This window comes from Nocardioides ureilyticus (assembly GCF_051280745.1).
Taxonomy (GTDB): Bacteria; Actinomycetota; Actinomycetes; order Propionibacteriales; family Nocardioidaceae; genus Nocardioides.
This window is the reverse complement of record NZ_JBNCOG010000018.1, coordinates 24,990-38,472: the sequence shown is the minus strand read 5'-3', so window position 1 is coordinate 38,472 and position 13,483 is coordinate 24,990. Positions and strand designations below refer to the sequence as shown.

General features: G+C 72.1%; 12 protein-coding genes. 6 read left to right on the top strand and 6 right to left on the bottom strand.

From position 1 onward, the window contains the following. The first annotated feature begins 10 nt into the window (after nt 1–10). A complete protein-coding gene (locus ACSMHG_RS11770) occupies nt 11–739 on the top strand; it encodes a maleylpyruvate isomerase family mycothiol-dependent enzyme (RefSeq protein ID WP_435745123.1) in 729 nt (242 codons plus the stop codon). After that, entirely contained in the window at nt 736–1,407 is a 672-nt protein-coding gene (locus ACSMHG_RS11765) for an MBL fold metallo-hydrolase (RefSeq protein ID WP_435745120.1), read from the top strand. The genes ACSMHG_RS11770 and ACSMHG_RS11765 overlap by 4 nt, the downstream gene beginning before the upstream one ends. A gap of 9 nt (nt 1,408–1,416) precedes the next feature. Here ACSMHG_RS11765 and ACSMHG_RS11760 read toward each other — a convergent pair whose 3' ends face one another. The 4 genes from ACSMHG_RS11760 to ACSMHG_RS11745 form a co-directional block, all read right to left on the bottom strand. Then, complete coding sequence (locus tag ACSMHG_RS11760) at nt 1,417–3,378, bottom strand: endonuclease/exonuclease/phosphatase family protein (protein WP_435745118.1); 1,962 nt, start codon at nt 3,376–3,378, stop codon at nt 1,417–1,419. A 134-nt stretch (nt 3,379–3,512) separates the two neighbouring features. Next, a complete protein-coding gene (locus tag ACSMHG_RS11755) occupies nt 3,513–4,610 on the bottom strand; it encodes a 2Fe-2S iron-sulfur cluster-binding protein (protein WP_435745116.1) in 1,098 nt (365 codons plus the stop codon). A 4-nt stretch (nt 4,611–4,614) separates the two neighbouring features. Next, entirely contained in the window at nt 4,615–4,896 is a 282-nt protein-coding gene (locus ACSMHG_RS11750) for a hypothetical protein (RefSeq protein WP_435745114.1), read from the bottom strand. Nucleotides 4,897–4,910: 14 nt separating this feature from the next. Then, entirely contained in the window at nt 4,911–6,122 is a 1,212-nt protein-coding gene (locus ACSMHG_RS11745) for a 3-ketosteroid-9-alpha-monooxygenase, oxygenase component (RefSeq protein WP_435745112.1), read from the bottom strand. Nucleotides 6,123–6,286: 164 nt separating this feature from the next. On the opposite strand from ACSMHG_RS11745, the gene ACSMHG_RS11740 reads away from it, so the two are divergent. The 3 genes from ACSMHG_RS11740 (at nt 6,287) to ACSMHG_RS11730 (ending at nt 9,806) form a co-directional block, all read left to right on the top strand. Further along, nucleotides 6,287–7,474, top strand: coding sequence for an acyl-CoA dehydrogenase family protein (locus ACSMHG_RS11740; RefSeq protein ID WP_435745110.1), 1,188 nt, complete (start codon nt 6,287–6,289; stop codon nt 7,472–7,474). 9 nt (nt 7,475–7,483) lie between these two features. Then, nucleotides 7,484–8,596, top strand: a complete 1,113-nt coding sequence (locus tag ACSMHG_RS11735) for an acyl-CoA dehydrogenase family protein (RefSeq protein ID WP_435745108.1) — start codon at nt 7,484–7,486, stop codon at nt 8,594–8,596. 112 nt (nt 8,597–8,708) lie between these two features. Further along, nucleotides 8,709–9,806, top strand: a complete 1,098-nt coding sequence (locus ACSMHG_RS11730) for a glycoside hydrolase family 6 protein (protein WP_435745106.1) — start codon at nt 8,709–8,711, stop codon at nt 9,804–9,806. Nucleotides 9,807–9,822: 16 nt separating this feature from the next. Here ACSMHG_RS11730 and ACSMHG_RS11725 read toward each other — a convergent pair whose 3' ends face one another. Both ACSMHG_RS11725 and ACSMHG_RS11720 read right to left on the bottom strand, forming a co-directional pair. Then, nucleotides 9,823–10,932, bottom strand: coding sequence for an NAD(P)H-dependent flavin oxidoreductase (locus tag ACSMHG_RS11725; protein ID WP_435745103.1), 1,110 nt, complete (start codon nt 10,930–10,932; stop codon nt 9,823–9,825). A gap of 6 nt (nt 10,933–10,938) precedes the next feature. Next, nucleotides 10,939–12,585, bottom strand: coding sequence for an acyl-CoA synthetase (locus ACSMHG_RS11720; RefSeq protein WP_435745101.1), 1,647 nt, complete (start codon nt 12,583–12,585; stop codon nt 10,939–10,941). Between the two features lie 46 nt (nt 12,586–12,631). Here ACSMHG_RS11720 and ACSMHG_RS11715 point away from each other — a divergent pair, with 46 nt between their 5' ends. After that, nucleotides 12,632–13,468: a crotonase/enoyl-CoA hydratase family protein gene (locus tag ACSMHG_RS11715; protein WP_435745099.1), complete on the top strand. Its 837-nt coding sequence runs from the start codon at nt 12,632–12,634 to the stop codon at nt 13,466–13,468. Nucleotides 13,469–13,483 lie beyond the last annotated feature (15 nt).

The following is a 13,483-nucleotide window of genomic DNA, read 5'->3' as shown; positions in this document are numbered from 1 at the left end:
GATGACAACCATGCCCGAGCCCCAACCCTTCCCGGACGCGATCCCCGACGAGGTGGTCGACGAGCTGGGTGATGCGACCGCGCGGCTGGTCCGCACCGTCGACGGCGCCGCGGACGACGCCTGGGCCGCGCCGAGCCTGCTGCCGGGCTGGACCCGGGCGCACCTCCTGGCCCACCTCGCCCTCAACGCGGAGGCGCTGGCCGGCGTGCTGCACGGCGTCGTGCGCGGAGAGGAGGTGGCGATGTACCCCTCGCCGTTGCACCGCGACACGGCGATCGCGGAGCTGGCCCGGGCCGAGCCCGAGGTGCTCCGCGAGCGTCTCCTCTCGACGAGCGCCGTGCTCGCCGACGCGCTTGCCGCCGTGCCGTCTGATCGCTGGCAGCAGGGCTTCCGACGGACGCCGGACACCGCGGAGCACCCGCTCTCAGGGGTTCCCGAGATGCGCTTGCGCGAGGTCGAGGTCCACCACGTCGACCTCGGCCTCGGTGCGACGCCGGCCGACTGGCCCCGCTCGTTCCCGGCCCGCCTCGTCGGGTACATGGTGGAGCGGCGACCCACGGACCGACCGCTGCGGGTGCACGCCACCGATCTCGGCCGGACCTGGGAGACACCGGAGCCCGCGGACGCGACGGTGCACGGGACCGCGGCGGACCTCGGTTGGTGGCTGACCGGCCGGGGAACGGGCGAGGGACTCTGGACCGACGACGACGGCGAGCTGCCGAGGATCGAGGAGCTGTGAGCTACACCGGCGAGGTGACTTCCGGCGGACCGCCGGACGTGCGCGAGCTGACCGGGCTGCGGATCGCCAAGGTCGCGGTGGACGAGCAGATGTCGAACAACTGCTACCTGCTCACCTGCCGCGAGACCGGTGAGCAGCTGCTGGTCGACGCCGCCGACGAGCCGTCGACGCTGCTGCCGCTGGTGGGCGATGCCGGGCTGGCGACGGTCGTGACCACCCACCAGCACTGGGACCACCACCGGGCGCTGGCCGAGGTGGTGGCGGCGACGGGCGCCCGGGTTGTCGCCGGCGCCCCCGACGCCGCCGCGATCACCGAGCAGACGGGGGTGGCGGTGGACCGTGCCGTCGGTCAGGGCGACACGGTCACCGTCGGCGCGTGCACCCTGGAGGTCATCGCGCTCGCCGGCCACACGCCCGGGTCGATCGCGCTGTTGTACGACGACCCCGACGGCCACCCGCACCTGTGGACCGGCGACAGCCTGTTCCCCGGCGGCGTGGGCAACACCTTCGGCGACGCCGCGGCCTTCCGCCAGCTCATCGAGGAGGTGTCGGTCAAGCTCTTCGACCGCCTGCCCGACAGCACGTGGTTCTACCCCGGCCACGGCGGCGACTCGACGCTCGGCGCCGAGCGTCCCCGGCTCGGCGAGTGGCGCGAGCGCGGCTGGTGACCGAAGGCGTCAGCCGTGGTTCCAGGCCCGGCTGAAGCCGTCGAGGTACTGGCCGACCGTGTCCCGGGAGGACACCACGAGGCTGACGCCGTCGCTGCCCAGCGCGCCGTCGGTCCACGAGGGACCGCCGATCCACGCCCGCTGGACGTTGCGGCGCTTGCCGTACCGACCGTCCACCACGACCTGGTGGGCACCGACCGCAGCCTCGCGGACCGCGACGCCACCCCGGTCGAGGACCCGTCGCACGCCGCGGCGCACGTCCGGCCCCACCACCGCCGCGACGTCGCAGCCGCGACCCCGCAGCTCGGCCAGGCGCTCGGCGATCCGCTTGCCCCGGGCACCGGCCGCGGTCCCGACCAGGACCCGCACGTTCGTGCGGCCGTCGTCGGTGCGGAGACCACGGGCGTTCTTGCAGCCCACGCGCGCGAGCGCCTTGAGCACGGGATCACGGCGGGGGACGTCGGGGACCGGGTAGAGCTGGGCGGTGTACCGGCCCCAGGTCAGCTCACGGGTCCGCGTGCTGTCGAGGGTGTCGGCGGCCAGGCGGTCGAAGATCAGGCCGTAGCCGGCGTACACGTCGGCGTCGGAGGTGAGGAAGACGTTGCTCCACTGGCGCCGGGCGGCCGAGGTCGGCGCCCCCGAGCCCACCAGGGTGAGCTCGGTCGTGCCGCCGGCCCGGCTCACGAGCAGCACGTCGACCTCCATCCGACCCGTCCCGCCCAGGCACGTGGCGGTGCAGCGCACCAGCCACGAGGACGCCCCGCGGTCGCTGCCGAGGGTCGCGGCCAGCCGGTCCTCCACGCTGGACGACCGGCCCGGGCCGAGCACGACCTGCACGGCGACGCCCTCCGCGGCGGCGTCCAGCAGCGCGTCGGCGAGGACCCCGTCGTCGATGGTGGACGCGGCCAGGCGGACCAGGTCGCCGGGCTCGGCGTTCATCACCGCACGCGCCTGTCGGTCGACGACCTGCTTGCGGTCCGCGCGGGTCCCCACCGGTCGGTTGTGGACCGGCCCGGTCGCGAACAGGTCGATGGTCCGGTAGCTGAAGACCACTGCGTCGTGGTCGGAGTGGAAGCCGCGCACGACCTCCGCGCCGGTCTTCACCAGGCCGCTCCCCTGCCGCACGCTCATGCCGTAGTCGAGCAGCGAGCCGGCGCCGCGCGAGCCGGTCAGCGGCATGTCGAAGCTCACGAGGTCGCCGAGGCGGTCGGTGGGCAGGCCCGCGAGCCGCCGCCGGCGGTCGGCGAGGTAGTTGACGTTGAGGTCGCCGCCCGCGAAGACGTGCTCGGTGGTGGCGAACACCTTCTTGATCTCCCGCCGCAGGAGCAGCAGGTGCTTGCGGAGCCGCGGGATGCGGTGCATGTTGCTGAGCTGGGCGTCCCGCGAGGCCTGAGAGATGGTGTGGGCGTTGAGGAAGCCGAAGACCTTGCCGGTCGCGACCTCTCGCAGCCGGACGACGTTGATGAAGCGAGCCGGGGTGACGCCCTTCTCGGGGCCGTGCACCATGATCGACCGACCCTCGATCAGGCGGAAACGCTGCCGGTCCCACACGATCGGGATCGCGACGCCTGCGCCGTTCGGCATGTACCAGCCCCAGTCCTTCTCCTGCAGGAGCGCGATGAGGTTCTGCCGGTCCTCGGAGTCGGAGAACTCCTGGAGACCGCCGACGTCACCGAGGGTGAGCGCGCGGCGCACGTCCGCCATCGCCTTCTTCTCGCCGAGGCAGTGGCAGACGTTGAGCGTGAAGGTGCGGTACGTCGGGCTCGGGATCGCGGCGGCGACCGGTGCGAGCCGCTCGGTCCCCGGTCGGGACCCGTCCCGGCCGGTCGGCGAGGTGGCGAGCAGGGTCAGGCCGAGGACACCGGCGACGCCCAGGGGGAGGGCGGTGCGGAGCAGGCGGGCCGCCGCGCGGCTCAGCGCCGTCCAGGACGGTCGGCGGGCCGGTCGGGCGACCGCGGTCGGGCGTGCCACGAGTACTCCTCAGACGTGCGGGATCGGTCCGGCGGACGCACCGCCGACCGAATCACATCAGTCACAGCAGTCACACGCAACGGCTTCGGGACAACTACAAGGCTGTGATTACCACGGGCCCTGCCCTGGTCCCCTCAGCTGTAGGTGGCCCGCACCGTGTCGGTCACGGGCACCGACTGGCAGGCGAGCCGGATCCCGTCGGCGAGGTCCTCCTCGTCGAGGACGTCGTTGTGCAGCATCCGCACGTCGCCCTCGAGGAGCCGGACGGCGCACGCCGAGCACTCGCCCTCGCGGCAGGAGTACGGCGCCTTGACCCCCTTGGCCTCGAGGTGGTCCAGCATCTTGGTGCCCGGCGCCCAGTCGTCGAAGGCGTGGGTCTCGCCGTCGAGCTCGACCTCCAGGCGCACCGGCGAGGCGGGGCCCTCGGCGGGGCCCGCGTCCGCCGCGCCGGGCTCCTCGTGCTCGGCCGCGTCGATCTCCTCCTCCGCCACCCGCACGTCGTGCAGGTCGCCGAAGGGATTGCCGCCGAGGGAGACGAACTTCTCCTGGTGGCGGCGCTCCCGGGGGAAGCCGAGCTCCTTGAGCGCCGCCACCGCCATCTTCATGAACGGTCCCGGCCCGCAGACGAACGCGTCGTACGACGCATGGTCGGCGGCGAACGCCCGGAGCTGTGCCTGCGACGGCAGCCCCTGCACCGACTCGAGCCAGTGCACGACCGACAGCCGGTCCGGGTGCTCGGCGGCGAGCCGGGCGAGCTCACCGGCGAAGATGACCGACCGCTCGTCACGGTTGGCGTAGAAGAGCACCACCCGTCCGGTGCCCTGCGTGAGCGCGGTGCGGGTGATCGACATGACGGGGGTGATCCCGCTTCCGCCCGCGAACAGGAGCAGGTCCGCGCTGAGCGAGGCCGGCGTGAAGATGCCGCTCGGCGGGAGCACCCGCAGGGAGTCGCCCGGCCGCAGGTGGTCGCAGATCCAGTTCGACGCGTAGCCGCCCGCGGTCCGCTTGACCGTGATGGTCAGCGCTCCCCCACCCACCGGGCTGCTGCACAGCGAGTAGCAGCGGGCCGCCACGCCCGTCTGGTCGCTCGGGACCGCGACCGTGAGGAACTGCCCGGGCTTGTAGGCGAACTGCTCCTCGGCACCCTCCGGCACCTCGAAGGTGATCGAGTGCGCGTCGGCCGTCTCCTCGACGACGTCGAGGATCTTCAGCTCGAAGGAATCGGTGTCCACTGGCTCAGTATCCGTCCTCGGCACCGATGGGGATCTCGCCCTCCCGCACGGCGGCCTCGATGCTGGCGATCATCCGGGGGCAGCCGGCGTGGCTCTCCCGCCCACCGGCTCGGCGACTCAGCTCGGGGCAGCCGCGCCGGGCCCCGGCGCTCCACTGGATGGAGGTGTGGTGCTCGCTGTTCTTCTTGACGCCGACCTTGGCGAGGCAGTCGAGGCAGGCGACTTCGGTGAGCCGGGCCGAGGTGTAGAGGCGCTGGTCCTCGAGGGTCTCGGGTCGCAGGGGCACGAACGAGGCCACCCTCAGGTGCCCGTCATGATCTGCGGCTCGTCGCTCGACGGCTGACCGGCGGCCTCCTCGGCGGCGCGCTTGGCGAGGTTCTCGGCCACCTCCGCCTGCCAGAACTCGTTGGCCTTGGTGGTGTCGACCTCGAACTCGAAGCGGTCCGTCATCTCCGGGGCGATGTCGGCGACGTCGACGTAGAACTGCTCGTACCAGCGCCGGAGCTGGTAGACGGGGCCGTCCTCCTCGCACAGCAGCGGGTTCTGCACCGGCACCTTGTTCTTCCAGATGTGCACGTCCTGCAGGAACCCCTCGCCGAACATCGTGGCGTACTTCTTCGCGATGTACTGCGCGGTCTTCTCGTCGAGCCCCTCGGGCTTCTTGACCGAGATGCCGTACTGCAGGGTGAAGGAGTCCGGGCCCGTGGGGAGGTGGCAGTTGATCAGGACCACCTCGGTGACGAAGCCCTTGTAGTCCACCTCGAGCCAGTTGATCATGTACGACGGGCCGTAGTAGGTGGCCTCGGACTTCAGGAACATCTCCGCGTCGCCGTACCCGCCGCTGACGTCGGGCCGCCCCTTGGACGCCATGTACTGCGTCGCCTGCGTGCCCTCGAAGACGTTGCGGAAGCTGGTCGGGAAGGAGAGGTGCACGTAGTAGAAGTGCGCCATGTCGACCACGTTGTCGATCAGCTCGCGGCAGTTGGAACCCTCGATCGGCACGACCTCCCAGAACCAGTCGGTCCACTCATCGGTCCCGATGCCGGGCAGCTCCGGCGGGAGGATGTCCAGGTCGGGGGCCGAGCCCTCGACGTCGTGCCACACCAGCACCTGCCCGTTGCGGACGACGACCGGGTACTTCTGGGTGCGGGCACGGAGCGGGACCCGGCGGGCGTAGGGGATCTGCTTGCACTTGCCGTCCCCGCCCCAGCGCCAGTCGTGGAACGGGCAGGCGACCTCGTCGCCCTTGACCGAGCCCTGGGTGAGGTCCCCGCCCATGTGCCGGCAGTAGCCGTCGAGGACGTTGGTCCCGCCGCGGCTGTCCTGCCAGACGACCAGCTTGGTGCCGAACGCCTCGATGCCGTGCGGCTTGCCGTCGGCGAAGGCGCTCTCCAGCCCCAGGCAGTGCCAGCCGCGTGCGAAGCGCTCCGGCGGCCTGCCCTGGTCCAGGAGCCGGGTCGCCTGGGCGCTCCCCTGGGCGCTCCCCTGGCTGCTGACTGCGGTGTCGCTCATCGCGTGCCTCCCGATCGTCGTTGGCCGTACCGCGAGCCGGTGGACCAAAACGAGAACAGGTTATAGTTTTTGGGACGGTTCTTCCACCACTGAACCACGGAGCGGGCGCGGTCGCGGCGTCCGCACCCCGCCGCCCCGGCGACCCACCGGCAGGAGTCCGAACCATGCACCTGGCTCTCTCACCCGACGAGCTCCGCCTCCGCGAGGAGCTGAGCGACTACTTCGCGGCCCTGGTCACCCCCGAGGTGCGAGCCGGTCTCGCGGCCTCCACCGGCGAGTTCGGCGAGGAGGGCGTCTACAAGGACGTCATCCGCCGGCTCGGCCGGGACGGCTGGCTCGGCATCGGCTGGCCCGAGGAGTACGGCGGCCAGGCCCGGTCCATGGTCGAGCAGCTGATCTTCACCGACGTGGCCGCCGACCACGGCGTGCCGATCCCCTACCTCACGCTCAACACCGTGGGGCCGACGATCATGCGCTACGGCACGCCGGAGCAGAAGGAGCACTTCCTCCCCCGCATCCTCGCCGGCGACCTCCACTTCTCCATCGGGTACTCCGAGCCGGGCTCGGGCACCGACCTGGCATCCCTGCGGACCCGCGCGGAGCGGCAGGGCGACGAGTGGGTCATCAACGGCCAGAAGATGTGGACGTCGTTGATCCAGTACGCCGACTGGATCTGGCTGGCCTGTCGCACCGACCCCGACCTGCCCCGCCACAAGGGCCTGTCGATGATCCTCGTCCCTGCCGACGCGCCCGGCTTCTCCTACACACCCGTCCACACCGTCGCCGGGGTGGGCACCAGCGCCACCTACTACGAGGACGTCCGGGTGCCGGTCTCCAACCTCGTCGGTGAGCTGAACGGCGGCTGGGCGTTGATGACCAACCAGCTCAACCACGAGCGCGTGGCGCTGACGTCGTCGGCCCCGCTGACCCAGTCGCTCCGCCTGGTGCGCGCGTGGGCGCAGGAGACCAAGACCGCCTCGGGCAGCCGGGTCATCGACACCGAGTGGGTGCAGGTCGCGCTGGGGCGGGCGCACGCACGGGTGGAGATGCTGACCCAGCTGAACTGGAAGCTGGCCTCCGACGCCGACCACGGAGTCGACCTCTCGCCCGCCGAGGCGTCGGCGACCAAGATCTACGGCTCCGAGCTCGCCACCGAGGTCTACCGCTCCCTCATGGAGATCGTCGGGCCGAACGCCGCGCTGCCCGGGTCGGCCGAGGGTGCCGTCCTCGCCGGCCGGCTCGAGCGGATGTACCGCTCGTCGCTGGTGATGACCTTCGGCGGCGGCACCAACGAGATCCAGCGCGACATCATCGGCTACGTGGGCCTCGGCCTGCCCGCAGCGAAGAGGTAGGACCTGAGCATGGACTTCTCCTTCACCACCGAGCAGGACGAGGCCGCGGACCTCGCCGCGAGGATCCTGGCCGACCGGGCCACCCCGGAGCGCATGCGCACGGTCGAGCAGGCCGGTGACCGGTTCGACCGCGACCTGTGGCGCGAGCTCGGCTCGGCAGGCCTGCTGGGCCTCGCCCTTCCCGAGCAGCACGGCGGAGCCGGCCTGGGGATCATCGAGCTGTGCCGGGTCCTGGTCGAGGTCGGCCGCCGGGTCGCACCGGCCCCCCTCGCGTTCCACGGCCCCGCCTCCAGGGTCGTCGCGGAGGTCGGCACCGCCGAGCAGCAGTCCCGCTGGCTCCCCGCCGCCGCTACCGGCGCCTCCGTGCTCACCGCGGCCGTGGCCGAGGACCGGTCGTTCGCGCCCGAGCGGCCCGCCACGGTCGCCACGCCGGACGGGGACGGCTGGGTGGTGACCGGCGCGAAGGCCGTCGTGCCCGCCGGGGCGTACGCCGACCTCTTCCTCGTGCCGGCCGACACCGCCGACGGCGTCGCCGTCCTGCTCGTCGAGGCGTCCGACCCGGGCGTCAGCCTGGTGGCGCTGCCGTTCACCGACGGGGACCGCGTGGCCCGCCTCGAGCTCGACGGGGCGCGACTCGCCGCCGACCGGCTCCTCGGGTCCCCCGACGGTGCGGCCGCCCACCGCCTGCGCCAGCTGCTCCTGCTCGCCGCGTCGGCCGAGCAGCTCGGCGTCACCGAGGGCGCGCTCCAGCTCACCTCCTCCTACGCCAAGACGCGCGAGCAGTTCGGCCGGCCCATCGGCACCTTCCAAGCCGTCTCGCAGCGCCTGGCCGACGGGTACATCGACGTCCTCGGCCAGCGGCTCACGCTGTGGCAGGCCGCCTGGCGCCTCTCCGAGGGACTGCCGGCCGACACCGAGGTGGCGATCGCCAAGCTGTGGGCCGCCGACGCCGGCCATCGCCTCGCGCACACGGCCGTCCACGTCCACGGCGGGGTGGGGATCGACCTCGACGGGGAGGCGCACCGCTACTTCACCACCGCCAAGCGGTTCGAGTTCCTGCACGGCGGCGCGACCGAGCAGGCGCTCACGATCGGACGGGCGCTGGCAGCCGAGCCCGCATGACGATCGGCAGCCTCGACGGGCTGACCCGGCCGAGCCCCGTCGGAGTGGTCGATCGGTCACACCTCGGTCGATCCCCGGCGCGCCTGCTGGACGCCCGCCTACGGTCGGGGCCATGTCCGGCTGGCTGCTGCGTGCCCTCACCGCGTTCGTCGCGTGCCTCGCCGTCCTCGCCGCTCCCCTCGGACCGGCGGCGTCCGGGACGGCCGTGGCCGACCCGCGGAGCGACAACCCGCTCGCCGGCGGCACGTGGGGCGTCTACCGCGGCCCCGCCGAGATGGCGTGGGAGCCGTACGTGCGGGCGGACGGCCGCCGCAAGGAGCTCCTCGGCCGGATCGCCGAGGCGCCGAAGGCGAAGTGGTTCGGCGACTGGATCGCCGACCGCGACGTCGCCGCGCGGGTGCGCGAGTACGTCGAGAACAGCCAAGCCGGCGACCCCGACGCCCTGGTCCAGCTGACCGTCTTCCGGATGGTCCCGTGGGAGCACGAGGCCTGCGACCGGCTACCCACCAAGGCGGAGAAGCGGTCCTACAAGCGGTGGATCACGCGCTTCGCCGGAGCCCTCGGCGAGACCCGCGCCGCGGTGGTGCTGCAGCCGGACGGCCCGTTCGCGCTCTGCGCGCCGGGCGGCTCACGGCAGCTCTCGCGCCTCGTGGGGTACGCCGCCCGCACGCTCGCCGCGCTCCCCCGCACCGCCGTCTACATCGAGGTCGGCTCCGCGGGCTGGAACCACCTCGACCCGCAGCTCGCGCTGCGCCAGCTGCTGCCTGCGGGCATCCGGCACGTCCGGGGCTTCCACCTGAACGTCACGCACTACGAGCCGACCGCCCGGCAGGTCCGCTTCGGCGCCCGGGTCGTCGAGGCGCTGGACGCGCGCGGCATCACCGGCAAGCACTTCACCGTCGACACCGCGCAGAACGGGCGGGGCTTCACCTACGAGCACAACCGGCGCCACCACGGCGGCCGGTTCGACAACGCGCCCACCTGCCGCAAGCGGAGCCAGCGCCACTGCGTGACGCTCGGCATCCCGCCGACCTGGCGGGTCGCCGACGAGCGGTGGGGCCTGCCCGAGGACGTGCGCCGGCTCGCCCGCCGTCACGTCGACGGCTACCTGTGGTCCGGGCGGCCCTGGCTGCACCGCCAGGCCAAGCCGTTCGACCTGCGGCGCGCCCTCGCGGTCGCCCGCACCACGCCGTACCGCGACGCGGGCTGAGCCACGCTGCACCGAGTCAGGGCGTCTGGATCCCGTCCAGGCGCTTGACCGTCGCCTCGAACTCCGCGACCAGGTCGGCCATCACCTCGGCGACCGGCCGGACCTCGTTCATCCGGCCGACGATCTGCCCGACCGGCATCGAGATCACGTCGGGGTCGTTGGACGCCACGATCCGGTTGTGGGCCTCGGCGACGAGGAGGTTCTGCAGCGGCATCGGCAGGGGCTGCGGAGCGCCCTCCTCGGCCCACGCCTCGGTCCACTTCGTCTTGAGCAACCGGGCCGGCTTGCCGGTGTAGACCCGGGTCCGGACGGTGTCCGCGGAGGTCGCCCGGGTGAAGGCGGTCTCCCAGGCGGAGTGGTTGGCCGAGAGGTTGCGGTACTCCTCGGTGCCCAGCCAGATCGAGCCGGTCCACACGCCCTGGGCGCCGAGCGCCAACGAGGCCGCCACCTGGCGTCCCGAGCCGATGCCGCCGGCGCCGAGCACCGGGACGTCGGCGCCCACGGCATCGACGATGTCGGGAGTGAGCACCATGCTCGCGATCTCGCCGGTGTGGCCGCCGGCCTCGTAGCCCTGGGCGATGATGATGTCGACGCCGTTGGCGACGTGGCTCAGCGCGTGCTTCGGGGCCCCGGCCAGCGCGCCGACCTTGAGCCCACCGGCGTGGCACTGCTCGATGACGTCGACCGGCGGGGAGCCGAGCGCGTTGGCGATGAAGACCGGTCGGTGCTGGAGGGCGATGTCGACGTGCGAGCGCGCCATCGAGTGCAGCCAGCCGAGCACGCCCTCGCGGCCCTCGCCCTCGGGGAGCGGCGGGACGCCGAGCTTGAGCAGCGTCTCGTCGACGAACTTCTTGTGTTCCTCGGGGATGTAGCTCGACAGGTCCGCCGAGGTGCCCTCGGTCGGGATCTTCATCGGCATCACCACGTCGACGCCGTACGGCTTGCCGTCGGTGTTCTCGTCCATCCAGGTGAGCACGCGGTCGAGCTCGTCGGTGTCGTTGAACCGGACGCAGCCGAGGACACCGAGCCCACCGGCACGGGACACCGCGGCGGCCACGTGCTCGGAGGGGGTGAAGGCGAAGATCGGGTGCTCGATGCCGAAGGCGTCGCAGAGGGGGGTGCGCATGGTCGGTCAGGCTCCCGTCGGGGCGGTGGCGGAGGCGTCGGGGGTGGAGGCGGCCAGCGCCATCTCCTTCGCCTTGGGGTACTGCGCCTTGCCGGTGGCGTTCCGCGGGACGCGGTCGACCACGGTCAGCGCGCGCGGCAGCTTGTAGCCGGAGAGGTGGGCGCGCAGGTAGCTGCGCAGCTCCTCCAGCTCGAGGCTCGCGCCCTCGCGCAGCTCGACCACGGCGGCGACCGCCTGGCCGTACGTCGGGTCGGGGACGCCGACGACGAGGACGTCGTAGACGGCCGGGTGGCCCTTGATGGCCATCTCGACCTCCTCCGGGTAGACCTTCTCGCCGCCGGTGTTGACGCAGTTCGAGCCGCGGCCGAGGAGCGTGACCTTGCCGCCCTCCTCGATCCGCGCGAAGTCGCCCGGGACCGAGTACCGCTGGCCGTCGATGGTCAGGAACGTCGCGGCAGACTTCGCCTCGTCCTTGTAGTAGCCGACCGGGACGTGGCCGCCGCGGCCGAGGCGGCCGATCTTCCCGACGTCCGTCGTGGTGTCGAGCAGCCGGTTGTCCTCGTCGAGGACCACGCTGGCCGGGCCCAGCGCGACGACCGGGCCGTCGGAGCTGATGTGGCCCCTCTCCTGCATGCCCATCCCCTGGAAGCCGGTCTCGGAGGCCCCGATGGAGTCGGTGAACACCGCGTCGGGGAACGCGTCCATCCACCGCTTCTTGACCTGCGGGCTGAAGATGGCGGCGCTGCTGGAGATCGCGAACAGGCTGGAGCCGTCGAACCCGTGCTCCTCGTAGGCCTCGATGAGCGGGCGCGCCATGGCGTCGCCGGTCATGAAGATCAGCTGCACCTTGTCGCGGTCGATGATCTCCCAGGTCCGCACGGGGTCGAACTTCGGCTCGAGGATCGTGAGGTGGCCGGCGAAGAGGTGCATGAGCAGGCCGGCCTGCGCCCCGCCGTGCATGAGCGGGCTCAGCGGGAACGTGACCATCCGCGGGTCGCTCGCCTGCTTGGACTGGTCGAACTCGTCGAGCGGGTTGCCGGTGTAGAAGTCGATGCCACCGCCGAGCACGCGCCAGAAGTCCTCGTGGCGCCACATCACGCCCTTGGGGAACCCGGTGGTCCCGCCGGTGTAGATGATGTGGAGGTCCTTGCCGCTGCGCTCGCCGAAGTCGCGCTCCGCCGACTGGCCCTCGAGCGCGTCCGCCCAGAGCACGCCGCCGTACGACGACACGTCGCTCGTGTCGTCGGGCTCGATCGCGTCGGGCATCACCACGACGGTCTGCAGCTTCGCGTGCTTGGGGTAGCACTTGGCGACGAGGCCGGCGTAGGGGCGCTCGTGGATCAGCGCGACCACGTCGGCGTTGTCGAAGAGGTAGTCCAGCTCGCCCTCGACGTAGCGGTAGTTCACGTTGATGTTGACCGCACGGATCTTGACCACGGCGAGCACGGCGACGACGTGCTCGACGCTGTTCTTGGCGTAGATGCCGACGTGGTCGCCGGGTCCGACCCCCTGCGACTGGAGGTAGTGCGCGAGCCGGTTCGACTCGGCCTCGAGGTCGGCGTAGGTGGCGACCCGGTCCCCCACCTTCACGGCAGGGTTCGAGGGCACCGCGTCGACGGCGTGTTCGAAGAGATCAGCGATGTTGTGAGCCACGCCGCGAGACTAGAACACGTTCTCGTTCTTGGCTAGCATCCCGCCCATGACCAGCACGGACGCCTCCCCCGACAGCCCGCCCACCTCGACCGACCACCCCGCCCCCCACTGCCTCGTCGAGCAGGACGGCCACAAGCTGGTCGTCACGATGAACCGTCCCGAGGCGCGCAACGCGCTCTCCGGCGAGATGCTCGCGATCATGGAGGAGGCCTGGGACCGGGTGAACTCGGACCCGGAGATCCGGGTCTGCATCCTCACCGGCGCCGGCGGCTACTTCTGCGCGGGCGCGGACCTGAAGTCGATGTCCAAGCGGCCGCCCTCGGAGAGCTTCGAGTCCGGTGAGTACGACCCGACGGTCATCAAGGGCCTGCTCAAGGGGTTCCGGCTGACCAAGCCGCTCATCGCCGCCGTCGAGGGGCCGGCGATCGCGGGGGGCACCGAGATCCTGCAGGGCACCGACATCCGGGTCGCCGGCGAGTCGGCGAAGTTCGGCATCTCGGAGGCGCGGTGGAGCCTCTACCCGATGGGCGGCTCGGCCGTCCGGCTGGTCCGCCAGATCCCGTACACCGTCGCCGCGGACCTGCTGCTGACCGGGCGCCACATCAAGGCGGCGGAGGCCCGGGACATCGGCCTGGTGGGGCACGTCGTCCCGGACGGCCAGGCGCTGGCCAAGGCCCACGAGATCGCGGACATGATCGCCGCGAACGGGCCGCTGGCGGTGCAGGCGATCCTGCGGACGATGCGGGACTCCGAGGGCAAGCACGAGGACGAGGCGTGGCAGGACGACGCGCGGGTCGGCGCGGCCGTCTTCGCCTCGAACGACGCCAAGGAGGGTCCGCGGGCGTTCGCCGAGAAGCGCCCACCGCAGTTCACCGCGTCCTGAGGCGGCATCCCCGAC

Coding starts and splice junctions, on each gene's coding strand:
- ACSMHG_RS11770 (WP_435745123.1), top strand. CDS start 11: ATGCCCGAGCCCCAACCCTTCCCGGACGCGATCCCCGACGAGGTGGTC.
- ACSMHG_RS11730 (WP_435745106.1), top strand. CDS start 8,709: ATGTCCGGCTGGCTGCTGCGTGCCCTCACCGCGTTCGTCGCGTGCCTC.
- ACSMHG_RS11725 (WP_435745103.1), bottom strand. CDS start 10,932: ATGCGCACCCCCCTCTGCGACGCCTTCGGCATCGAGCACCCGATCTTC.
- ACSMHG_RS11740 (WP_435745110.1), top strand. CDS start 6,287: ATGCACCTGGCTCTCTCACCCGACGAGCTCCGCCTCCGCGAGGAGCTG.
- ACSMHG_RS11715 (WP_435745099.1), top strand. CDS start 12,632: ATGACCAGCACGGACGCCTCCCCCGACAGCCCGCCCACCTCGACCGAC.
- ACSMHG_RS11735 (WP_435745108.1), top strand. CDS start 7,484: ATGGACTTCTCCTTCACCACCGAGCAGGACGAGGCCGCGGACCTCGCC.
- ACSMHG_RS11745 (WP_435745112.1), bottom strand. CDS start 6,122: ATGAGCGACACCGCAGTCAGCAGCCAGGGGAGCGCCCAGGGGAGCGCC.